Origin of the sequence: Shewanella sp. WE21 (assembly GCF_002966515.1) — a bacterium.
Taxonomy (GTDB): domain Bacteria; phylum Pseudomonadota; class Gammaproteobacteria; order Enterobacterales; family Shewanellaceae; genus Shewanella; species Shewanella oncorhynchi.
Map to the genome: position 1 here is coordinate 3,534,715 of NZ_CP023019.1, position 21,432 is coordinate 3,556,146.

At 37.6% G+C, this 21,432-nt stretch carries 20 protein-coding genes and 1 pseudogene; 19 read left to right on the forward strand and 2 right to left on the reverse strand.

Going from position 1 to position 21,432, the window contains the following annotated elements; genetic code table 11:
- Positions 1 to 123: 123 nt before the first annotated feature.
- The 17 genes and pseudogenes from rfbB to CKQ84_RS24040 form a co-directional block, all read left to right on the forward strand.
- Positions 124 to 1,212 carry a dTDP-glucose 4,6-dehydratase gene (gene rfbB / locus CKQ84_RS15620; protein ID WP_105251956.1) on the forward strand — a complete coding sequence of 363 codons (1,089 nt, stop codon included), beginning with the start codon at positions 124 to 126 and terminating at the stop codon, positions 1,210 to 1,212.
- A 76-nt stretch (positions 1,213 to 1,288) separates the two neighbouring features.
- On the forward strand, positions 1,289 to 2,164 hold the full coding sequence (gene rfbA, locus CKQ84_RS15625) for a glucose-1-phosphate thymidylyltransferase RfbA (protein WP_105251957.1): 876 nt from the start codon (positions 1,289 to 1,291) through the stop codon (positions 2,162 to 2,164).
- A gap of 3 nt (positions 2,165 to 2,167) precedes the next feature.
- On the forward strand, positions 2,168 to 2,590 hold the full coding sequence (locus tag CKQ84_RS15630; RefSeq protein ID WP_105251958.1) for an FdtA/QdtA family cupin domain-containing protein: 423 nt from the start codon (positions 2,168 to 2,170) through the stop codon (positions 2,588 to 2,590).
- Positions 2,568 to 3,029: an acyltransferase gene (locus tag CKQ84_RS15635; RefSeq protein ID WP_105251959.1), complete on the forward strand. Its 462-nt coding sequence runs from the start codon at positions 2,568 to 2,570 to the stop codon at positions 3,027 to 3,029. The genes CKQ84_RS15630 and CKQ84_RS15635 overlap by 23 nt, the downstream gene beginning before the upstream one ends.
- 1 nt (position 3,030) lies before the next feature.
- Positions 3,031 to 4,134, forward strand: coding sequence for a DegT/DnrJ/EryC1/StrS aminotransferase family protein (locus tag CKQ84_RS15640; protein ID WP_105251960.1), 1,104 nt, complete (start codon positions 3,031 to 3,033; stop codon positions 4,132 to 4,134).
- Positions 4,131 to 5,381, forward strand: coding sequence for an O-antigen translocase (locus tag CKQ84_RS15645; protein ID WP_105251961.1), 1,251 nt, complete (start codon positions 4,131 to 4,133; stop codon positions 5,379 to 5,381). Before CKQ84_RS15640 ends, CKQ84_RS15645 begins: the two co-directional genes overlap by 4 nt.
- Entirely contained in the window at positions 5,378 to 6,115 is a 738-nt protein-coding gene (locus tag CKQ84_RS15650) for a hypothetical protein (RefSeq protein ID WP_105251962.1), read from the forward strand. The genes CKQ84_RS15645 and CKQ84_RS15650 overlap by 4 nt, the downstream gene beginning before the upstream one ends.
- A gap of 220 nt (positions 6,116 to 6,335) precedes the next feature.
- Positions 6,336 to 7,268, forward strand: a complete 933-nt coding sequence (locus tag CKQ84_RS15655) for a glycosyltransferase family 2 protein (protein WP_105251963.1) — start codon at positions 6,336 to 6,338, stop codon at positions 7,266 to 7,268.
- A gap of 4 nt (positions 7,269 to 7,272) precedes the next feature.
- Positions 7,273 to 8,571: a hypothetical protein gene (locus CKQ84_RS15660; RefSeq protein WP_105251964.1), complete on the forward strand. Its 1,299-nt coding sequence runs from the start codon at positions 7,273 to 7,275 to the stop codon at positions 8,569 to 8,571.
- Positions 8,572 to 8,579: 8 nt separating this feature from the next.
- Positions 8,580 to 9,143 carry an acyltransferase gene (locus CKQ84_RS15665; RefSeq protein WP_105251965.1) on the forward strand — a complete coding sequence of 188 codons (564 nt, stop codon included), beginning with the start codon at positions 8,580 to 8,582 and terminating at the stop codon, positions 9,141 to 9,143.
- Positions 9,144 to 10,274 (forward strand): glycosyltransferase family 4 protein, encoded by a 1,131-nt coding sequence (locus CKQ84_RS15670; protein WP_105251966.1) that lies wholly within the window; start codon positions 9,144 to 9,146, stop codon positions 10,272 to 10,274.
- 25 nt (positions 10,275 to 10,299) lie between these two features.
- Complete coding sequence (locus tag CKQ84_RS15675; protein WP_105251967.1) at positions 10,300 to 11,421, forward strand: glycosyltransferase family 4 protein; 1,122 nt, start codon at positions 10,300 to 10,302, stop codon at positions 11,419 to 11,421.
- A gap of 25 nt (positions 11,422 to 11,446) precedes the next feature.
- Positions 11,447 to 12,454 (forward strand): NAD-dependent epimerase, encoded by a 1,008-nt coding sequence (locus tag CKQ84_RS15680; RefSeq protein WP_105251968.1) that lies wholly within the window; start codon positions 11,447 to 11,449, stop codon positions 12,452 to 12,454.
- A 261-nt stretch (positions 12,455 to 12,715) separates the two neighbouring features.
- Positions 12,716 to 13,882 carry a nucleotide sugar dehydrogenase gene (locus tag CKQ84_RS15685; protein ID WP_105251969.1) on the forward strand — a complete coding sequence of 389 codons (1,167 nt, stop codon included), beginning with the start codon at positions 12,716 to 12,718 and terminating at the stop codon, positions 13,880 to 13,882.
- A 296-nt stretch (positions 13,883 to 14,178) separates the two neighbouring features.
- Entirely contained in the window at positions 14,179 to 15,252 is a 1,074-nt protein-coding gene (wecA, locus tag CKQ84_RS15690; RefSeq protein ID WP_105251970.1) for a UDP-N-acetylglucosamine--undecaprenyl-phosphate N-acetylglucosaminephosphotransferase, read from the forward strand.
- Between the two features lie 144 nt (positions 15,253 to 15,396).
- On the forward strand, positions 15,397 to 16,440 hold the full coding sequence (wecA, locus tag CKQ84_RS15695; RefSeq protein WP_105251971.1) for a UDP-N-acetylglucosamine--undecaprenyl-phosphate N-acetylglucosaminephosphotransferase: 1,044 nt from the start codon (positions 15,397 to 15,399) through the stop codon (positions 16,438 to 16,440).
- 239 nt (positions 16,441 to 16,679) lie between these two features.
- Positions 16,680 to 16,819 (forward strand): annotated as a pseudogene (locus tag CKQ84_RS24040) (dTDP-glucose 4,6-dehydratase); the annotation flags it as partial.
- Between the two features lie 30 nt (positions 16,820 to 16,849).
- Here CKQ84_RS24040 and CKQ84_RS15705 read toward each other — a convergent pair.
- Both CKQ84_RS15705 and CKQ84_RS15710 read right to left on the reverse strand, forming a co-directional pair.
- Positions 16,850 to 17,557: a HutD family protein gene (locus tag CKQ84_RS15705; RefSeq protein ID WP_254053106.1), complete on the reverse strand. Its 708-nt coding sequence runs from the start codon at positions 17,555 to 17,557 to the stop codon at positions 16,850 to 16,852.
- Positions 17,558 to 17,754: 197 nt separating this feature from the next.
- On the reverse strand, positions 17,755 to 18,207 hold the full coding sequence (locus CKQ84_RS15710) for a copper resistance protein NlpE (protein WP_105251972.1): 453 nt from the start codon (positions 18,205 to 18,207) through the stop codon (positions 17,755 to 17,757).
- A 259-nt stretch (positions 18,208 to 18,466) separates the two neighbouring features.
- On the opposite strand from CKQ84_RS15710, the gene CKQ84_RS15715 reads away from it, so the two are divergent.
- Together CKQ84_RS15715 and CKQ84_RS15720 are read left to right on the forward strand one after the other, a co-directional pair.
- Complete coding sequence (locus tag CKQ84_RS15715) at positions 18,467 to 20,008, forward strand: DUF3369 domain-containing protein (RefSeq protein WP_105251973.1); 1,542 nt, start codon at positions 18,467 to 18,469, stop codon at positions 20,006 to 20,008.
- Positions 20,005 to 21,375, forward strand: coding sequence for a GAF domain-containing sensor histidine kinase (locus CKQ84_RS15720; protein ID WP_105251974.1), 1,371 nt, complete (start codon positions 20,005 to 20,007; stop codon positions 21,373 to 21,375). The genes CKQ84_RS15715 and CKQ84_RS15720 overlap by 4 nt, the downstream gene beginning before the upstream one ends.
- Positions 21,376 to 21,432: the final 57 nt, after the last annotated feature.

Here is a 21,432-nt window from a genome sequence, read left to right on the forward strand (position 1 = left end):
AGGAACGAAGTGACGCTTTGCTTTTTCTAGCTGGGCGTAGCCCGCTCTAGACACGAAGCGTTCCGTCATCCGCTTTCTAACTTTCGCAAGCGCTACATTTTATATTTTATCGAGGTATTTTTAGTGAAAATTCTGGTTACAGGTGGTGCCGGTTTTATCGGCTCAGCAGTCGTTCGTCATATCATCAATAATACTCAAGATTGCGTGATTAATGTTGATAAGTTAACTTATGCAGGTAATCTTGAATCACTAATTAGTGTTGAAAAAGATCAACGATACACTTTTGAGCAAGTGGATATTTGCGATCGAGCAGAACTCGATAGAGTATTTGCACAGCATCAACCCGATACAGTAATGCATTTAGCGGCAGAGTCTCATGTAGACCGTTCAATTAAAGGTCCATCAGATTTTATTCAAACCAACATCGTTGGTACTTTTACTCTGCTTGAAGCGGCTCGGGCATATTGGAGTGGTTTATCTGAACAAGCAAAGAATGCTTTTCGCTTCCATCATATTTCCACTGATGAAGTATATGGCGATTTACCGCATCCTGATGATATTGAAGATGCTACAGGGCCTTCAGCGAATAAAGAATTACCGTTATTCACTGAAGCAACGCCTTATGCTCCTAGTAGTCCGTATTCAGCTTCTAAAGCATCAAGTGATCACTTAGTTCGTGCATGGCTGCGTACCTATGGCTTACCTACCATAGTGACTAATTGCTCAAACAACTATGGTCCTTATCATTTCCCTGAAAAGCTGATCCCGCTAGTGATCCTTAATGCACTCGAAGGCAAGCCATTGCCTATTTACGGCAAAGGTGATCAGATCCGTGATTGGCTTTTCGTAGAAGATCATGCTCGTGCACTCTATAAAGTTGTTACAAGTGGTAAAGTTGGTGAAACCTATAATATTGGCGGTCATAACGAAAAGCAGAATTTTGAAGTGGTACAGGCCATCTGCAGTATTTTAGATGTCCTAATGCCTAAAGATACTCCTTACTCTGAGCAAATAACTTATGTCACCGACAGACCCGGCCATGATCGCCGCTATGCCATAGATGCTTCGAAAATGAGTAATGAGCTTAATTGGCAACCAGAAGAAACCTTCGAAACAGGCCTTCGTAAAACCATTGAATGGTATTTAGCGAATCAAGAGTGGTGTCAGCATGTCCAAGATGGTAGCTACCAGCGAGAGCGTTTAGGCATTTAATCTCTTTTATTATTTTGTTTTATGTCCTAGTTTTTCTTTAAACCTAGGATCTCTTTATCTAGGAACTGATTTTACTATGAAAGGAATTATTCTCGCTGGCGGTTCTGGTACTCGTTTGTACCCGATTACTAAAGGAGTTTCGAAACAGCTATTACCTGTCTACGATAAACCCATGATTTATTATCCCATTTCTGTACTAATGCTGGCAGGGATACGGGATATTTTAATTATCACTACGCCTGAGGACCAATCTTCATTTCAACGTCTACTTGGTGATGGCAGTGATTTTGGCATAAATCTGCAATATGTCGTGCAGCAAAGCCCTGATGGTTTAGCACAAGCATTTATTATTGGTGAAGAGTTTATTGGCAGCGATAGTGTGTGTTTAGCCCTTGGGGATAATATTTTTTGGGGGCAAGGTTTTTCACCCATACTTAAAAAAGCTGCTGCAAGATCAACTGGAGCAACAGTATTTGGTTATCAAGTGAAAGATCCTGAGCGTTTTGGTGTGGTTGAATTTGATCAAAATCAAAAGGCCATTAGTATTGAAGAAAAACCCATAAAACCCAAATCTAATTTTGCAGTGACAGGCTTATATTTTTACGATAATCGAGTTGTGAATATAGCAAGGAATGTTAAGCCATCATCGCGCGGCGAATTAGAAATTACTAGTATTAATCAAGCTTATCTAGATATGGGGGAATTAAACGTAGAGCTTTTAGGACGTGGCTTTGCTTGGTTAGATACAGGCACTTATGAAAGCCTATTAGAAGCCGCTTCATTTGTTGAAACCATTGAAACACGTCAAGGGTTTAAAATCGCTTGTTTGGAGGAAATCGCGTGGCGCAATGCTTGGTTAACTGATAAGGCGATTAAGGCTATTGGTAAGACTATGGCTAAAAACAGCTATGGTATATATCTCCTTGACTTACTGAAAGATTCTAAAGGTTAGCTCATGAGTCTGATAAAAATAATTGAGTTCAAAACACTAGGGGATGAGCGTGGTGGATTAGTCGCATTAGAAGCTAATCGTGAAATCCCCTTTGATATAAAGCGTGTTTATTATATTTACGGCACAGCACAAGATGTCGCGAGAGGTTTTCATGCGCACAAGGCTTTAAGACAAGTCGCTATTTGTCTTAAAGGTTCTTGCTGTTTTGTGTTAGATAATGGCTGTGAGCGAGTCGAAATTTTGCTAGATAACCCAGCCCAAGGGTTGCTTATCGAATCATTTCTGTGGCGAGAGATGTGCGACTTCTCTGAAGATTGTGTATTACTGGTGCTAGCAGACCAGTTCTATGATGAGTCAGATTATATTAGGGATTATCCAGAGTTTATTAAGGCGGTCAGCGCAAATGTTCATTCATCCGTTAAGTGATGTGCATTCCAGCCAAATTGGTGACGGTACACGTGTATGGCAATTCGCAGTAGTTTTAAAAGATGCCCAGATTGGCCGAAATTGTAATATTTGCGCCCACACTCTGGTTGAGAATGATGTCACTATTGGTGATAATGTGACGGTAAAATCAGGTGTCTATATTTGGGATGGTACAAACATTGGTAATAATGTCTTTATAGGCCCTTGCGCGACCTTTACCAATGATAAAATGCCCCGCTCTAAAGTTTATCCCGATACATTCTCTCGAATAACCATCGAAGACCATGCCTCTATTGGAGCTAATGCGACCTTATTACCAGGCATCACGATTGGCAAGCATGCTATGGTGGGTGCAGGTTCTGTAGTGACTAAAGATGTGCCTGCTTATGCTGTTGTTGTAGGTAATCCAGCCAAAATTATTCGATATGTAGAGATATAAAATGATTAATTTTTTAGATTTAAAAGCCATTAATAATCAATATCAGCAAGAACTAAAGGAAGCCTGTGCTCGGGTTATCGATTCAGGCTGGTACATTATGGGTAACGAATTAGCTCAGTTTGAAATTGAATTTGCTGCCTACTGTGGTACCAAGCATGCCATAGGTGTAGCTAACGGCCTTGATGCGTTAATTCTCACTATCCGAGCTTGGAAAGAATTAGGTAAGCTTAAAGCAGGTGATGAAGTAATTGTGCAAGCGAATACTTACATAGCGTCTGTATTAGCAATTACTGAAAATGATTTAGTCCCTGTATTAGTTGATCCAAATCCAGCAACATATAATCTTGACCCTGATATTATTCGCAATGCAATCACGGAAAAGACAAAGTTGATTTTACCCGTGCATTTATATGGTCAAATATCGGCTATGCAGGAAATAATGGAGCTTGCTAACGAATTTAATTTATTAGTATTAGAAGATTGTGCTCAGGCACATGGCGCTGAAATTAATGGGAAACGAGCGGGTAATTGGGGTGATGCTGCTGGTTTTAGCTTTTACCCAGGTAAAAACCTTGGTGCAATAGGAGATGCTGGTGCTATCACAACCAATGACGATGAATTAGCTCAAACTCTAAATGCTCTTCGTAATTATGGTTCGCACAAAAAATATGAAAACCTCTATCAAGGGGTGAATAGCCGTTTGGATGAAATACAAGCTGCCATGCTGCGGGTTAAATTGTGCCATTTAGAAGTTGAAACCGCCCGACGTCAGCAAATTTCAAAATTTTATCGCACTGGTATTACTAATCCACATATCACTTTACCACAAGTAACTGATGAATTAGCCCATGTGTGGCACTTGTTTGTTGTGCGTTGTGAGCAGCGTGAAGCATTGCAGCAGTATTTAGCTTCTGAGGGAATACAAACTTTGATCCATTACCCTATTCCTCCACATAAACAGCAATCGTACAGTGAATTTCAGTCGCAATATTTGCCTCTAACTGAAGTTATCCACCAACAGGTTTTATCTATTCCCTTAGATCCTACCATGAGCGATGAAGTAATTAAGCAAGTGATAAATACGATAAATGGTTTTAATGCATGAAACGCTTGTTAAAAGTTACCGCCATGACTGGGTTATTAACCTTACTTAAAATGGCAATGGGTTTTGTCATTGCCAAGGTTGTAGCAATTTATACAGGTCCAACGGGTTTAGCAATGCTAGGCCAAGTACAAAGTATGGTGGGAAGCCTTAACGGGATCATTAATTCGCCTGTAGGAAGTGGGATAGTACGGTTTACAGCTGAAAATAAAGAACATGGTTTTGAGGCTTGTGTGCCTTGGTGGCGTGCTTCTTTGCAGTGGGTGCTGATTATTTCAGCAATAACAATTCCAAGTGGTTTATTGTTAGCCCCACATATCGCCACTTGGCTATTCGAAGATGCTGAATTAACTTGGGTTGTGATGGCAACCGTTTGTGTGTTGCCGTTTACAGCAATTGGTACTCTGTGCAATTCAGTGATCAACGGTCAACAGTTATATCGCCGTTATGTCGGCCTTGGTATGGTGTCAGCGTTAGTTTCTGGCGGCACAATGTTAGCCATGATAATGCTTTACAATATCCAAGGTGCACTCTTAGCAGCGGCAGTGCAATCGGCCTTAATTGGTGTTGTAATGCTTATCGCCAATCTGCGCCAACCCTGGTTTAAGCTTTACTATTGGTGGGGAGCAACTGACAAAAAGGCTCGAAAGGCAATCGGCGGCTATATGCTAATGGCAATGACCAGCGCATTAACTGTGCCCATATCGCTCATTTTTATACGTAATATTTTAATTGACCAAGTGGGATGGAATGCCACCGGTCAGTGGCAAGCAGTTTGGAAAGTTTCAGAAGTTTATCTGAGTGTCATTACCATGGCTTTAGGGACCTATTATTTACCTCGCTTAGCTTCATTAATTGGTGTTGATGCGATTATTAAAGAAATAAATCATACTGTCAGGATTATTTTGCCCATTGTAATTGTGATGTCCGTTGCTGTGTATTTATTACGTGATGTGGCGATTAGCTTATTATTCACTGACGAGTTTAGACCCGCGCGAGATTTATTCGCTATTCAGTTATCGGGTGATGTAATAAAAATTACCAGTTGGTTATATGCTTATCCTATGTTATCGCGCGGTGCCACAAAATGGTTTATCGGGACTGAAATTATTTTTTCGCTATTATTTGTCGCTCTAGCGTATTTACTAATCCCAATTTGGGGAGTAAAAGGTGCCCCTGTTGCTTATTTAGTTAATTACTCTCTTTGTTTAATATACATTTTACTAAATTACAAACGGTTTTCAAAATGATTAATAAAATAAAGGCGCGACTTAAAAGTTATAAAGAGAAAAATTTTATTTTATTTTGTTTTTTTAAACGTATACGACGAAGACCATACTTTTTGGGTGTCGATTTTATTATATGCTATATATATTCTGTTTTTTTATCATATAAGCTTTTTGGTTTCTTCTTTGTACCTAAAGTATTTTTCAGTAGTAATTTATTTAAAGTAGTGATTGAAAAATCGAATGGTTGCAACATTTCGAGTGATAGTAAATTAGCTATTATTTTTGAATCGTTTCATCATGGAGTCGATCGAACAGTTTTTACCGTGGGTAAAAATTCCCAACTACAGATTTGCAATACTATTCATATAGGAAATGGTTGTATAATATCTTTGTCAGATAATGCAATTTTAACTTTTCAAGGTGAATTCAATAATCAGTCATCAGGTATCACATGCCAAACAAAAATATTGTGTTCTAATAATATTCATATTGGGGGCGCGTGTATTATATCGTGGGGTTGCTATATTACAGACACTAACAATCATTATATTAATGGGGAAATAGTTAATAAGGCTGTATATATTGATAATGATGTTTGGATTAGTGAAGGTTGTACTATAGCACCTGGAGCATTCATTGGTAAAGGTTCAATCATTGGTTCTAAGTCATTTGTAAAGGGGGAGTTTTCAATGAATTCTTTAATCGTTGGTTGTCCTGCTAAAATGAAAAAGTCCAATGTAAATTGGAAACGTTGAGTAGATAAATTACGACAATTGGCAGGGTTAGAATCTTTTGGGGCTTGAATGTGAAATTTATTTTTTGCATGTGAATAAATTTTTCAGTCGTATTGAATTTTAATTTTATCTGCGCTAATAAATGGTGAAAATATATTCATTGCTTTTTTACACTGAGTCAAATCGTAACTTATTATGAAATGAAAGTGTTGTTACTCTAAATCACAAAGGCTAAATTTTAATGAACCTGCAAAATAATGATAAAGTTGTAACTGTAGCGGTTATTACTTACCACTCTGCAGCGACTGTGCTGGAAACATTAGATAGTATCCTAAATCAAAATTATGGCTCAGAAAATATAGAATTAGTTATTTCTGATGATGGTTCAAAAGATAATACAGTTTATGTAATTGAAGAATGGCTTTCACGTTATAAAGATAAATTTTTTATGGTGAGTTTAATTCGCAATAATGTGAATGGAGGTGTGGCAAAAAATTGCAATATTGCATGGAAGAAAGCAACTTCAAAATGGATAAAAACAATTGCTGGTGATGATGTTTTGACTAATGACTGTATTTCAGAACATTTACTGTTTTCAATAAAACATCCAGAGGCAAGATGTATTTTTTCGAATGCGATTGTTTTTGGTGATTCTATTGAAGATACTAAATTAGTAACAAAAATTAAACGTTTGAATTATATTGATGCAGATACGCAGTTTTTAATGCTATGTTTGGGGAATTTTTTATTAGCGCCAACTAGTTTTATCTGTAGAGATTTGTTGGTCGATATTGAATATGCTGATCCAAACTTTACATTGATTGAAGATTATCCTTTATGGCTTAAAATTACATCGCATGGGGATAAGTTATTTTTAAACTCCAATTTTCTAGTGCGCTATAGAAAAGCTGAAAGCATTTCTCAAATGAAGAGTAAATTAATAAATGAAAAGTTATGTAAACAATTACGCATTATCGACAAAAAATATATTTTGGAAAATCCAAAAGTACCAATTATTATTCGGATCATTGTTTTTCAGGATGTTTTAATATCTAAGCTGATATCTTTAATTGCAACAAAGTTGCTTAGCAATGAACGGACACTTACATCATTGGCGATAATTACGATTATTCGTATTAGTTCAGTACGTTATTTGGTTAAAAAGTTTAGGTAGTTATATGACACATGTGACTGCAGGGGATAAGTCAATTATTGTTAAAGTTGGATATTTTTCTTCTTTTTTGATTTTTTTCTTTATAGTTTTTCAGTTTAAAATTCCTTTTTTTTATAATAGTTTGATTTTCGCCTTTATATTGTTATGCCCAATATTATCAGTTATTTTGTTATGTAATAGATTTAAGTTTAAAATAAATAATATAATATCAAAAATATTTTTTTTGTTTTTATTCTACTTTTTAATTCTATCCTTTCTTATTATATTAACTTATTTTGTGGTTGGTGAGGGGGATTATTATAGATTAAAAACTATGTTTTCAAATTTTGTAAGCATGGTTGTTTTATTTGTTTTTCTTAAGGTTTTTGAAAGGTTTATAAGTTTCGAATACCTTTGTAAGCTAGTTGTAAATGTTTTTTTTATCCAATCAGTAATTATTTTAGTTTCAATATTATTACCTGAGTTTCGTGATTTTATATCAGTTTTTAAAAGTGATATTGATATTGATATCGCAGAGAAATATGGTGGTATTAGAGGCAATGCTTTAGCTGGTAGTCAGTTTTTTCCTATGTCAGCCTGTTTTGCTTTTGCTCAGTTATTCTGCGTAGCTTTGGTTCTAAATTCCAGAAATAAAAGTGTTAGTTATTTTTTTGTATTTAAATTTTTGCTGATTATTATTGCTGGTCTGTCAGTCGGTCGAACTTCTATTATTGGTACTTTTTTTTCATTTCTCTTAATTTTTTTGTCAATCAAAAATAAGTCATCTAAAACATTTTCAGTAAAACTTTTGCTTTCTGTTGTATTCCTATCAGTTTCGATAACACCATTGCTTATCAAGTATGATCTTATGGCTATGGTCGAACGATTTTCAGAGTTTGCTTTTGAGTTTATATATAATTTTTTAGATGGTGATGGGGTTAGCACACAATCTACTGATATTTTAGATAAAATGTATTTCTCGATACCTTTACAAAATTTTATATATGGTTATGGCAGGTATATTGAAAGTAATTTGATTAACCCATATTTGAGAACTGATGCAGGTTACATGAGGGATATTATTCATTTTGGTATTTTAGGTTTGGTTATTACAATTACCATGCCCCTTAGCGTATTGTATTTTGTCTTAAATAATAAGGCTGATCTGCTATCAGGAAATACATTTAAACTTTTGTGGTTTATTACTTTATTACTTATCTATGTTTTGCATTATAAAGGTTTAGTTATATTAAATCTTGTATCTTTCAATCTAATGTTTATTGTTTTTACAATAGCATCTATTAAATATAATGTTAAGGATTAGGTAATTTCATGGGCCGATTTATTTTCCGTTATTTAGCTTGGTTTTTTGATTTTTTATCATTTTTACTTAGAATTTTACCTCTGTCTGTAAGAACAACCTTTTACGTTTTTTTTTCCAACTTCCCAACTAGATTTGGCGTATTAATTAGGTATGTTTTACTCAAGTCGATATGTAAAAAAATGGGTGTAAATGTCTACATATCACGATTTGTTATTTTAAAAAACATTGAAAAAATTTCTTTCGGTGATAATGTCAGTATTCATGAATTTTCATATTTAGATGGTCTTGGTGGTATTTTTATTGGCGATAACGTATCTATTGCACATAATGCATCGATTATTAGTTTTGAGCATACTTATGATCTCTTAGAGTTCCCAATAAAATATAATCCATTAATAACTAAATCTATTGAAATTGCTGATGATGTTTGGATTGGCTGTGGTGTTCGAATACTAGGTGGCACACTAATCGGCTCCAGAACTATAGTTGCTGCAGGTTCTGTTGTTAAAGGCCAGTTAACTAATAACTCAATATATGCGGGTGTGCCTGCTAAATTAAAGAAGTCAATTTAAATGAAAGCATTATTTGTTCATGATCATGTTTTTTTAAAATATAAAGAGCGATTCTATTCTAACGGAAAATTAACTTATGATGTATTAAAGTATTATTTGGAATTCTGTAGTGAGTTAACTGTTATTGGAAGATTCAAGATAGTACATTATGACCCCGGTGTGCAGTTTATTTCTGATGGTTCTAAAGTGACGGTGATAGGCTTACATAGTCCAGTTAGTTTAAATGGTTTGCTTTATTATAAAAAAACAAAGCAGTTTTTAGTTGGCTTGATTAGGAATAATGACTTTTTAATAATAAGGCAGCCCAGTGAACTTGGATTGTTTAGTGCTCACTTAGCCAAGAAGTTCAAAGTGCCTTATATTGTTGAAATGGTAGCATCGCCTTTTGATTGTTTGTGGTACAGAGGAGATTTGTTAGCTAAATTATATGCGCCCTTGCTTCACCTTAGAGTGAAGTTTTCTATTATGCATTCTGGCCATGTAATTTATGTAACTAATGAGTATCTCCAAAATAAATATCCTACATTAGGTTCTTATATTGGAGTTTCCGATGCGAGGGTTGATTCCTCGAACGCAAAGGTTAGAACTATAGATAATAAGGATAAATTAGTGATTGGAGTAATAGCTAATCCCGCTCTATCTTTGAAAGGTATCTCTTTTTTATACGAAGCATTTAATAAGTTAGATAGCAGTAGATTTGAACTTCAAATTGTAGGTGGAACATTGGAGTCAGAACTTGAAATCTTAATGAGTAAGTCTAGTAGTATTAAGCAACTTGGTTTTATTGCGAGACAAGAGGATTTATTTTCTTGGTTAAAAAAAATTGATGTTTATGTTCAACCGAGTCTTACTGAAGGGTTACCTCGCTCTATAATTGAAGCTATGTCATTTGGTGTTCCTGCGATTGGCTCTAATGTTGGAGGTATATCAGAAATTGTTCATAAAAAATGTTTGTTTAAATCAGGGGATGTAGATGAAATTGTTAATGTTATTAATACATTAACAGGAGACCTTTCTCTCTATACTGATGTATCCAATCATTCGGTAGTCGTTTCTAGCTTTTTTAATAAAAGTCTGGATGTTAAAAAAGAAAACTTTTTTAACACATTTAAATTAGACACGATGAAGTAAATTTTATAAATAAGAATAGGTATTTATGTTTACTATTGGAATTTCAGCCAATACAAGTTGGTATCTCTACAATTTTAGAAAAAACACTATTCTAGCTCTAATAAAACAAGGCTATAAAGTAATTGCTATCTCCCCACTTGATGATTATTCTGCTAAATTATCTGTTCTTGGTTGTGAGCTAGTTAATATTAATATCGATCAAGGTGGGACTAATCCAGTTAAAGATATTGAAACATTCATTTCTTTTTATAAAATTTATAAAAATAGAAAAATTGATGTGGTTCTTAATTTTACGCCAAAAAATAATATATATAGTACTTTATCGGCAAGTTTCAATGGCACGAAATCTATTAATAATATTGCAGGGTTAGGTTTTTTATTCATAAATGAAAGTTTTACATCTAAAATTGCACGTTTCCTTTACAGAATAAGTCAATCTAAGGCATCTAAAATTTTTTTTCAAAATGAAGACGACCGTGCTTTGTTTTTAAAAAAGAAGATAGCCATTTCTGTTGATACTGATCGTTTACCTGGTTCAGGTGTTGATTTAACTCGTTTTGCACTATCTCCCGCACCGGATGATGGGAAAGTAAGATTTTTACTTATAGCGCGTATGCTGTATGACAAGGGTATCGGACAATATGTAGAGGCGGCACGCATATTAAAAACTAAGTATGGCGAGATAATTGAATTTCAGTTACTAGGTTTTTTGGATGTAAACAATCCATCTGCCGTATCAAAGCAAGAGATGCAAGCATGGGTTGATGATGGTATTGTCAATTATCTCGGTACCTCTGATAACGTAGAGCAGGATATCGCTAAAGTTGATTGTATGGTTTTACCTTCCTATTATCGTGAAGGAGTTCCTAAATCTTTGTTAGAAGCAGGTGCTATGGGTAAACCCATTGTGACGACAAATAATGTCGGTTGCCGAGAAACTGTTGACGACGGTCTAAATGGTTATTTATGTGAGCTTCGTAGTTCTGAAAGCTTGATTGAAAAATTAGAGTTAATTATTCATAAAACTCATGAAGAACGGCTAGCTATGGGAGAAAAAAGTCGTTTGAAAATTCAAAATGAATTTGATGAACAGATTGTGATTACTAAATATCTTGAGGCAATCAAGAAATGCTTGTCGGTTAGTTAGTTTTAATGTTTAGGAATTAGTTAATATGAAATATTTAGTTACAGGTGCCGCTGGTTTTATTGGCAGTGTGGTAAGCAGGCGCCTTTGTCAGCAGGGGCATAAGGTTATAGGTATTGATAATCTGAATGATTATTATGATATCTCGTTAAAAGAGGCTCGTTTAGCAAAGCTTATACCGTTTCAAAACTTTATGTTCTCCAAATTAGATTTAGCTGATCGGGAAGGGATGGCTAAGCTATTTGATATGGAGCAATTTGACCGAGTAATTCATCTCGCCGCCCAAGCTGGCGTGCGTTATTCAATTGAAAACCCACATGCCTATGCTGATTCAAATTTAGTGGGTCATTTGAATATTCTAGAAGGTTGCCGGCAAACGAAAGTGAAGCATCTAGTTTATGCTTCTTCCAGTTCTGTATATGGCTTAAACGCTAAAACTCCTTTTGCCACCAGTGACAGCGTTGATCACCCTGTATCATTATATGCTGCTACCAAAAAGGCAAATGAGCTGATGGCGCATAGTTATTCTCATCTTTACGATATTCCTACCACGGGTTTACGTTTTTTCACCGTTTATGGTTCTTGGGGTCGCCCTGATATGGCGCCGTTTATCTTTACAAAGAAAATTTTAGAAGGTGAAACCATAGATATTAATAACAATGGTGATATGTGGCGCGATTTTACCCATGTAGACGATATTGTCGAAGGTGTGGTGCGTATCAGCGATGTAATTCCTACACGCAATCATAACTGGACGGTTGAAACAGGTACTCCCGCTAGTAGCTCAGCGCCTTATGCGGTTTATAACATCGGTCACGGTTCGCCAATTAATTTAATGGACTTTGTTAAAGCTATTGAAGATGAATTAGGCATTGTAGCGAAAAAGAACTTCCGCGAGATGCAGCCTGGTGATGTTTATCAAACCTATGCGGATACCCAAGACTTATTTGCTGTTACAGGATATCAACCTAAAGTTGGCGTAAAAGAAGGCGTGGCTGAGTTTGTGGCTTGGTATCGCAGTTATTACCGGATTTAAGTTTGTTAAAAATGTTATTTGAATTATTTAAACCATTTAAATTGTCAGACGCAATTTATAACACGCTTTGCGTACGTAGAATTTCTTGTTTTGCCGCCATTCTTGATGTTAGTAATTCGCTTGATGGTTTGTATTTTCTCAGCATTATTGTAACTCTTAGCTATTTGTCATGGATTTCAGCTGGCGCAGGAATGACGACATATTGAGTGATATTTTTCGTGAGCAGATCAGACATTGCTTACACATATTAGGACATAAGTAATGAAAATCGCTATTGCTGGTACTGGCTATGTTGGTCTTTCTAATGCCATTTTATTAGCCCAGAACCACCAAGTTGTTGCTGTTGATGTGATTCCTAAGAAAGTTGAATTGATTAATAGTAAACAGTCGCCAATTTTGGATACTGAAATTGAATATTTTTTAGCTCATCATAAACTCGATTTAATCGCTACCTTAGATAAAAAGTTAGCTTATCAAAACGCAAATTTTGTCATTATTGCTACTCCTACGGATTACGATCCTAAAACTAATTACTTTAATACTTCATCTGTCGAATCAGTTATTCAAGATGTGTTAGCGGTTAATCCTAAAGCCGTGATGGTGATCAAATCTACTGTCCCAGTGGGTTTTACTGCCAAGGTTAAGCAAAAATATAACTGCGATAATATTCTTTTTTCGCCAGAGTTTTTACGTGAGGGAAGAGCGCTTTATGACAACTTACATCCTTCGCGCATTATTGTGGGTGAGCGCAGTGAACGTGCTAAGGTTTTTGCTGAGTTATTAGTGCAGGGCGCTATTAAAAAAGACATTCAAGTGTTATTTACCGACTCCACTGAAGCTGAAGCTGTTAAATTATTCTCCAATACTTATCTTGCCATGCGTGTCGCTTATTTTAATGAGCTTGATACTTATGCTGAGACTCATAGGCTAGATTCACGGCAGATTATTGAGGGAGTATGCTTAGATCCGCGTATTGGCGGCCATTACAATAACCCCTCGTTTGGTTATGGTGGTTATTGTTTACCTAAAGATACAAAACAATTACGTGCTAATTATGCCGATGTACCTAACAGCATTATTGGTGCGATTGTTGATTCTAATACTACTCGGAAGGACTTTATTGCTGATTCCATTTTAAGTCGCGATCCTAAAGTAGTGGGTATTTACCGTCTTATCATGAAGTCGGGTTCTGATAATTTCCGTGCTTCGAGTATTCAAGGGATTATGAAGCGCTTAAAGGCTAAGGGCATTGAGGTTATTGTTTATGAACCCGTGTTAAAAGAGACTGAATTTTACCACTCCCGCGTGGTGACAGATCTTCACGAGTTTAAAGCTAAGTCAGATGTTATAGTGTCGAATCGGATGGCTAAGGAACTGGCTGATGTCGCTGATAAAGTCTATACCCGCGATTTGTTTGGTTCAGATTAGGTATTTTTGATCGTATTGTGTATAGGGTTACGGCGATTATTGTCTTATAAATCAAATGTGAAGTGGTGTTGTGAGATAGTTTTTGAAACTGTCTCTATTTCCATTTATATACTTTTCTTATGATTTAAACTCTATGGGTTGCATTAAGTTATTAAATTCCTTCTTACTTTGAGCTATTGATTGTCTCTGATAATCGTGCGAATGGCGCTAATTGTTGGGCTGGAATGCTTTATTGATGGTGTTATTTAGTACTTCACCAATTGTTCTTATATATTGCATAATTATTGAGTTGTTTTATGTCAGCAAACATCGCTGTTTTATTTGTTTTTTTTGTCTCTTTTAGCAGTTTGTTTGTGTTTCGCAAGATAGCTAAAAAAATAGGGCTAGTTGATAAGCCTAATGAGCGAAAGCATCATACTGGTCAGGTCCCTTTAGTCGGAGGGGTCAGCGTTTTTTTTACCATGATGCTCACACTGCTCTTAGCGCCTGAACTATTGTTGGCACCTGGATTGTTCGTTGGGTGTGCCCTTATTCTTGTCGTCATAGGTGTGATTGACGATCGCTATGACATCAGTTTTAAGTTTCGTCTTATCGTGCAGGCGGGGATTTCGATACTGATGATTGTGCTTGGTGAACGGAGTTTGCACAACCTTGGCTATTTAATGGGAAGTGACGCGATACGTGTTCCTGAAGTTGGCAGTTACTTTTTAACTGTTGTTGCGGTTATCGGGGCAATTAATGCCTTTAATATGGTGGATGGTATTGATGGCCTACTTGGTGGTTTAGCATCCGTCACTTTTGGTGGCTTAGGTATTTTGTTTTATTTACATGGTATGCACAGTTTTGCAGCCTTCTGCACACTGTTAGTGACCGCTATGCTGCCTTACATCATGCTGAATTTAGGGTTTCCGTTCGGTAAACGTTTTAAAGTGTTCATGGGTGATGCGGGCAGTATTTTCATTGGATTTACCGTCATTTGGTTATTGATTGTCGCAAGTCAAGGTGAGCGATCTACTGCTATCCGCCCTGTTACCGCACTCTGGTTAATTGCTTTACCTCTGATGGATATGGTGTGCATCATGATCCGCCGCATTCGCAAAGGTCAATCGCCGTTTAAGCCGGACCGAGAGCATTTGCACCATATTTGTCAACGTGTGGGGTTGTCATCCCATATGTCATTATTCGTTATTTGTGCTGCTGCAAGCATTATGGCAGTAATTGGTATTTGGTCTGAGCTAGTTAAAGTGAATGAAAATATTATGTTTTTTTCTTTTTTAGCCACTTTTACTTTGTATTTTATCGTTATGAATAATATATGGCGGATTACTGCATTTTTGCGTAGAGACTTTAAATTTACTAAGTCTATTTAATGGCTTAAATCGAACAGTACATTTTCTGTTCCTTCATGACTTATCTGTTTCATCTGTTACTGCTATAATCCTGTGTCATTTTTTTGAAATAAAATGTTATTAAAGTCATTTTTATAATGATGTATTTGGCTTAAGGAAGAGATTATGGAATACCTCATACCGCTTTTTACTGTGTTTTGCTTAACTTGTGTTGCGATCAAAGTGTTTAACCCCATTGCTCAACGGGTTGGCTTAGTTGATTTACCGAATGAGCGTAAGTTACATGTTGGTGCTATCCCCTTGATTGGTGGCATTTCTATCTATTGTAGTGTGCTACTTGTTTCTAGCATGGTGATAGAGCAGAGCCAAGTTTTTAACCTATATTTGATTTCTGCTGCGCTAATCCTCTTTTTGGGCGTTCTTGACGATAAATATGATCTTTCGGTACGGGTGAGAATGGCTGCACAGGTCATTACTGCATCCATATTGATTTTTGGTGCAGGATTATATTTAACATCATTTGGTCATATCCTGCATTTTTTTGAGCTTAAATTAGGCTATGTCGGTGTTATTATTACTATTTTAGCCGTAATTGGTGCTATTAATGCTTTTAACATGGTTGATGGTATCGATGGTTTAGCGGGCATGCTGAGTTTAGTGACCTTTTCATCTTTAGCTTTTTTGTTTTACTGGGCTGGAAATAGCTGGTTTATGCTACCTTTGCTGTTTATTGGGGCAATCAGTGGCTACTTACTTTTCAATTTAAGGTGGCCGTTTCCTTCTTTCGACAAAATATTCATGGGTGATGCCGGCAGTATGTTAATCGGCTTGACCGTAGTTTGGATGTTGGTGATTGGTACTCAACCTCAGACCAGTGTATTTAGCCCAGTGACCGCATTATATTTAATCGCTATTCCATTGATGGATATGACTGCCATTATGTATCGGCGAGTAAAAAAAGGTATGTCTCCTTTTAAGCCTGATAGAGATCATTTGCACCATATTTTCGAGCGAGCAGGCTATAATCGTAAGCAAACATTAATTCGAATTACGCTTGCTTCACTTTTACTTGCAACTATCGGTGTCGTAGCTGAAATTTTGCATATTCCTGAGTGGATCATGTTTGTAACATTTTTGGTTATTTTTGCTTGCTATAACTGGGCCTTATCAAATGTGTGGCAAATTTTGACTTGGGTTCGTAAAGATTAACCGATCCAATTATCTTTATTTTTTGAAATGCCAATTCATTTGAATTGGCATTTTTTGTTTTAGGTTGTTTGATAGATATTTTGTAGGATTTTTTGGTTATATGGCAAGGTGGATTTAATTGATTAAGGCAAGTTCTTTTAACCTTTTACTTTTTGGGTTAGCGATATGCGAATACGCATTACCAGTGGAGCCTGCTTTATCGGTTCTGCCTTGGTCCTTATGCTGATTGGTCAAACGACGTTACAGACAGACCTGGGCATGATGTGCGTTATGCCATTGATGCGAGCAAGATCCATGTCAACCATTAGAATCCTTCGATTCTGGGCTCAGAAAAACTGCCGAGTGGATAGTGGCTCGGTATTTTAACGCGCCAAATTGAGTAATATTGGAGCTTAACCTGTAAATACTGTTATAGGGGACAGGCAGCAATAGACACTTTAAGTAGTCGACTTGGTCTTGTTGTTTTTAACCTTATACCATCGCCTTGTTGGAAAACGAGAATATCATAGGGCATGATCTTGATAACCTTGCCATTGTGCTCCCATGTCATGGTATCTAAGCAGCAAAGTATTTGGATGATAGGGACGTAAGCTTTAGTTTTTTGTAGTTCATTTGGATAGTTGTTTGAGGTTGCAATCTGTTCTTCGATAAATGTGTCATCAAAGCTAAGCCTTTGCGTATGCGCTTTAAATGCACCGCGTTTGGTCATGACATTGAAATCAATAACATCACTGCCTAATAATTGGCTTGTTATTGAGGTTTCACCAGCAAAGCAGAATGGGCTATCTGTGGGTGTGAGTCGCTTATATTCAGTTGTGTCTGCATCTCTCGGTATCTTTTCTTCTGCTCTAAGGCCATTTATCTGTTTTGTCCCTTCATGATTATTGATGCCGAGTTCAACACCATCGCCTTCCAGAATGACCAGTTGCCTGTCTATGCCAATAAATGTGGAAAAGGGTCCGTTGCTGCTAATACTTGCAATGCTGATCCGATAATCAAATTCAGTAAGTTCGGCATTGATGGGGGCAATGAATAGCTGTTTTGTGCTTCCACCACCATTTTTCCATGGCGTTGATGGGCAATCTTGATAGCGGATCAGTTGTATGCTGTTATTCAAAATAACCTCTTTATTGTTTAAGAAGGTTTGTTCCCCTTTTTTAGCTTCACAACTTCTAAAGCATGGCTTTGCGGTTGCAGAACATTTTTGTGTGACTTATGGATAACGGTACGGAGGCTTTGCTCTTACGGTAAGTGCAAAGCCTCCGTTATTCATAATCTAGTACCGCAGTTTAGTGCTAGCTGCCAGCTCTGCTTTTATAGACCTTTCTTTTTCAACACATAATTTGCAGCAAGTTCGCCGGTGATCCGTTTGCCTTCAGTGTCTAACATGATCAACTGATTTTCACCGACCAAATATTGTGTACCATCTTCTAGGGTGATTTTCTGGCCCAGTTCGTCCCATGTCACTTTGCCCATCAGTTTTAAAATCTTTTCATCTTTACCTAAATAAACTGTTTCTTGGACAAAGCTATTATCAGCTTGCAAAGTGATTAGGGTTTGCATTCCTTCACAACTGGCGCAAGGCAATACGCCTTCATAACTACCTGCCCAATCGAGCGAGTTTTGGCTGGTATCACCTATTGGGACGGATTTTGCCGCTTCTGTTTGAGCTTGGGCTGTATTGACTGCCGTTTCTTCTTTTGGGGCTTCTGAGCAAGCCGTGATGAATAAAGCCAGCAGTGCGATGTAACATAGTGATTTTTTCATAGTAGCTCCAATAGAAATTTTGGGAATTATGCATTAAGTGCACTCATCATACCCGCCAAGACTAGGTTAGGCTAACTTTTGCTATTTCTATTTTTATAACAACAACTTAAGTTGTTTTTGTGTGAATTTTAAGTGGCCAGTATGTTAGTTGTTAGTCCTAAGTGGTAATCAACGGGATGATAATTTATCCTTTGAAACTAGTCACTTTCAAGATTGAATCTATACTAAAACGTAACTATTCATCGTAAACGGTGGTTTTGTGGCGTTATTTAAGAAAAGTGCTGATGTTATCGAAGATACATCCCATAAGCCTAAACAAGGCATTTGGAAGGTGGCCATTATTGATGATGAACCTGGGATCCATGATGTCACTCGATTTGCGTTAAAAAATCTGACCTTAGATAATCGAGTCTTGCAGTTCTACTCCTGTTACAGCGCTGCTGAAGGTTTAACATTATTTCAAACTGAATCAGATATCGCCTTGGCCTTTATTGATGTCGTCATGGAAACCGATCATGCAGGTTTAGAGCTAGTCCAAAAAATTCGCACTGAATTAAATAACCACAGTACCCGCATTATTTTGCGTACGGGTCAGCCGGGGCAAGCACCTGAAGAGCAAGTCATTCGGGATTTTGACATTAACGATTATAAAGCTAAAACAGAGCTTACCGCGGCTCGGCTTAAGTCTTGTGTGTACACCTCATTGCGCTCCTATCGCGATATAAAAATTATCGAGCAAAGTCAAAAGGGGATGGAAAAAGTGATTGCTGCTTCCACCTCTGTACTTAAGAGCCATACATTGCATAACTTTGGTAGTGCAGTGCTCGAACAGACCTTGCAGCTGCTCAATCTTGAAAGCTCGGCTCTTTATCTCACGAGTTATCATCAAGACCTTTACCTCGATACTCAAATGAATCTGCTGGCCGCCACGGGAGATATGATCAGTTACTTTGAAGGTGGTAGCGTTGAGACTCTGCCAGGGGATGTGCGGGAACATATTATTGAAGCGATAGCGCTAAAAACGTCGCTGATCCGTGACAATATCTATGTTGGATTTTATGAGCTTAGTGGTCATGTTACCAGTATTCTCTATTTACAACACAACACTAAGTTAACGGATTTTCAAGTCAGCATTCTTGAGCTATTTGCGGCAAATGTGAGCTTAACCTTTGAGAATTTGTCGGGCCGCGAAAATGTGCAGCAGACACAAAGGGAGCTAATTTTAATCATTGGAGATGCCATTGAGCAGCGCAGTAAGGAGACTGGAGCCCATGTGCGCCGCGTAGCGCGCATGACAGAAATGCTCGCGATTGCCATTGGTATGAAGGCAGACTTTATCGAAACTATTCGTTATGCGGCGCCTCTTCATGATGTAGGCAAAATCGGTATTCCTGAGAGTATTTTGCATAAGCCCGGTAAACTCGATGCCGAGGAATGGGCGATTATGCAAACCCACGCAGAGAAGGGTTATAACTTGTTGGTTGGCTCAAATCGTATCATTGCCAAAATGGGCGCTAGAATTGCTTATACTCACCATGAACGTTGGGATGGGCAAGGTTATCCCCGTGGGCTATCGCAGGAAGACATTCCTATTGAAGGCCGCCTGATGGCGATTGTTGATGTGATTGATGCTTTGCTTTCCAAGCGAAGTTACAAAGAGGCATGGTCTGTTGAGGCGGTGCGCGAGTACATCTTAGCGCAATCGGGTAAACAGTTTGATCCCATGTTATGTGAAGCTAGCCTTGATTTGTTAGATGTGTTTGCCTCCCTACATATTCATATTCCGGACGAGCCGCTATGACCCGAATGCTTGATCGAATTTTATTTGATGTCAGTAAGTCTCAGGTTATTGATGAGGGTGATCTCATTCAAGCATCACAACTTATCGTGAGCTCAATTTGTAAGGGATTACAAATCTCTCGGGCGGGTATTTGGTTGTTGAGTCCGGATAATCAGAGCATCACTTGTTATTATTCACTCGACAATCAACAGCCGCAAGAAGCGTTAGTGCTCACTCGCGCGCAGTTTCCCCACTACTTTAGCCTGCTCGACAATGAGCGCACAATTGTCGCCAATAAGGCGCAAACGGATCCCGCCACTAAAGAATTTGTCGAAACCTATCTGAAACCGAATCAGATCAGCTCTTTGTTGGATAGTCCTATTCGTCACCACGGTAAAATGGTGGGGATTATTTGTTCTGAACATCAGGGCGAGGCGAGGGAATGGACTCGGGATGAGAAGGCCTTTGCCTCGGCACTCGCCGACCTTTTTGGTCGAGCCATGAGTGCTAAAGAGATCATTGAATATCAGCAACAGCTCAAGCTCATTAATACCGATCTTGAGCATCAAGTTGAGCTGCGCACCGCAGAGCTTGAAACGGCATTATCGACTTTAAAATCAACCCAAAAGCACTTAATTGAAAATGAAAAAATGGCGGCCTTAGGCAGCTTAGTCGCCGGTGTTGCCCATGAAGTGAACACACCCCTTGGCATAGCTGTCACATCCGTGACCCATTGTTTGGATGAGTTATCCCTATTGAAAGGACTCTTTGAGAAAAACGAGCTCGATGAGGATAAATTTGTCAGCTTTATCAATACAATGCAGGATGGTTTATGCTTAATTGAACGTAATCTTTCCCGCGCTGCAGAACTGGTGCATAACTTTAAGCGTACTGCTGCAGACCAATCGATACTGGAACGCGAGCGCTTTAATCTAAAGAATTACATTTTTCAAATATTTAGTTCATTAAAACCCTTGATGCGTAAGAAAAATATCACTTTAAAAGTTGAACTTGACGATAATATTTTTATTGATTCTTACCCCGGAGCGATCGCACAAATTTTCACTAACTTAGTCGCGAACAGTTTTCGCCATGCTTTTCCCGATGATTTTGTCGGTGATAAGCAAATTGTGATAGTAGTTGAAAAAATGGCTTCGCAGATCAAGATGATTTATGAAGATAATGGTGTAGGCATGTCCGATGAAGTGAAAGCCAAAGCATTCGAGCCTTTTTTCACCACCGCAAGGCAGAGTGGTGGAACAGGTTTGGGGATGTCGATTATTTATAATCTGATCACACAAAAGCTGAACGGTAATGTGTCACTCTTCTCAGCGCCTAATCAGGGGTTACGTATTGAGATGCTGATCCCTGAAAGTAGTAAGGGTTGAGATAGGTTAGTGTCTTCTTATATGTTTATTAATGAGCGGAGCCGCGAAAAATGAGCA

Bases quoted from the DNA above. Each gene is read 5' to 3' on its own strand.
- CKQ84_RS15720 (WP_105251974.1), top strand. From the start codon at position 20,005: ATGACCCGAATGCTTGATCGAATTTTATTTGATGTCAGTAAGTCTCAG.
- CKQ84_RS15650 (WP_105251962.1), top strand. From the start codon at position 5,378: ATGATTAATAAAATAAAGGCGCGACTTAAAAGTTATAAAGAGAAAAAT.
- CKQ84_RS15635 (WP_105251959.1), top strand. From the start codon at position 2,568: ATGTTCATTCATCCGTTAAGTGATGTGCATTCCAGCCAAATTGGTGAC.
- CKQ84_RS15640 (WP_105251960.1), top strand. From the start codon at position 3,031: ATGATTAATTTTTTAGATTTAAAAGCCATTAATAATCAATATCAGCAA.
- CKQ84_RS15645 (WP_105251961.1), top strand. From the start codon at position 4,131: ATGAAACGCTTGTTAAAAGTTACCGCCATGACTGGGTTATTAACCTTA.
- CKQ84_RS15680 (WP_105251968.1), top strand. From the start codon at position 11,447: ATGAAATATTTAGTTACAGGTGCCGCTGGTTTTATTGGCAGTGTGGTA.
- CKQ84_RS15670 (WP_105251966.1), top strand. From the start codon at position 9,144: ATGAAAGCATTATTTGTTCATGATCATGTTTTTTTAAAATATAAAGAG.
- CKQ84_RS15630 (WP_105251958.1), top strand. From the start codon at position 2,168: ATGAGTCTGATAAAAATAATTGAGTTCAAAACACTAGGGGATGAGCGT.
- CKQ84_RS15710 (WP_105251972.1), bottom strand. From the start codon at position 18,207: ATGAAAAAATCACTATGTTACATCGCACTGCTGGCTTTATTCATCACG.
- CKQ84_RS15665 (WP_105251965.1), top strand. From the start codon at position 8,580: ATGGGCCGATTTATTTTCCGTTATTTAGCTTGGTTTTTTGATTTTTTA.
- CKQ84_RS15685 (WP_105251969.1), top strand. From the start codon at position 12,716: ATGAAAATCGCTATTGCTGGTACTGGCTATGTTGGTCTTTCTAATGCC.
- wecA (WP_105251970.1), top strand. From the start codon at position 14,179: ATGTCAGCAAACATCGCTGTTTTATTTGTTTTTTTTGTCTCTTTTAGC.
- rfbA (WP_105251957.1), top strand. From the start codon at position 1,289: ATGAAAGGAATTATTCTCGCTGGCGGTTCTGGTACTCGTTTGTACCCG.
- CKQ84_RS15655 (WP_105251963.1), top strand. From the start codon at position 6,336: ATGAACCTGCAAAATAATGATAAAGTTGTAACTGTAGCGGTTATTACT.
- CKQ84_RS15675 (WP_105251967.1), top strand. From the start codon at position 10,300: ATGTTTACTATTGGAATTTCAGCCAATACAAGTTGGTATCTCTACAAT.
- CKQ84_RS15660 (WP_105251964.1), top strand. From the start codon at position 7,273: ATGACACATGTGACTGCAGGGGATAAGTCAATTATTGTTAAAGTTGGA.
- wecA (WP_105251971.1), top strand. From the start codon at position 15,397: ATGGAATACCTCATACCGCTTTTTACTGTGTTTTGCTTAACTTGTGTT.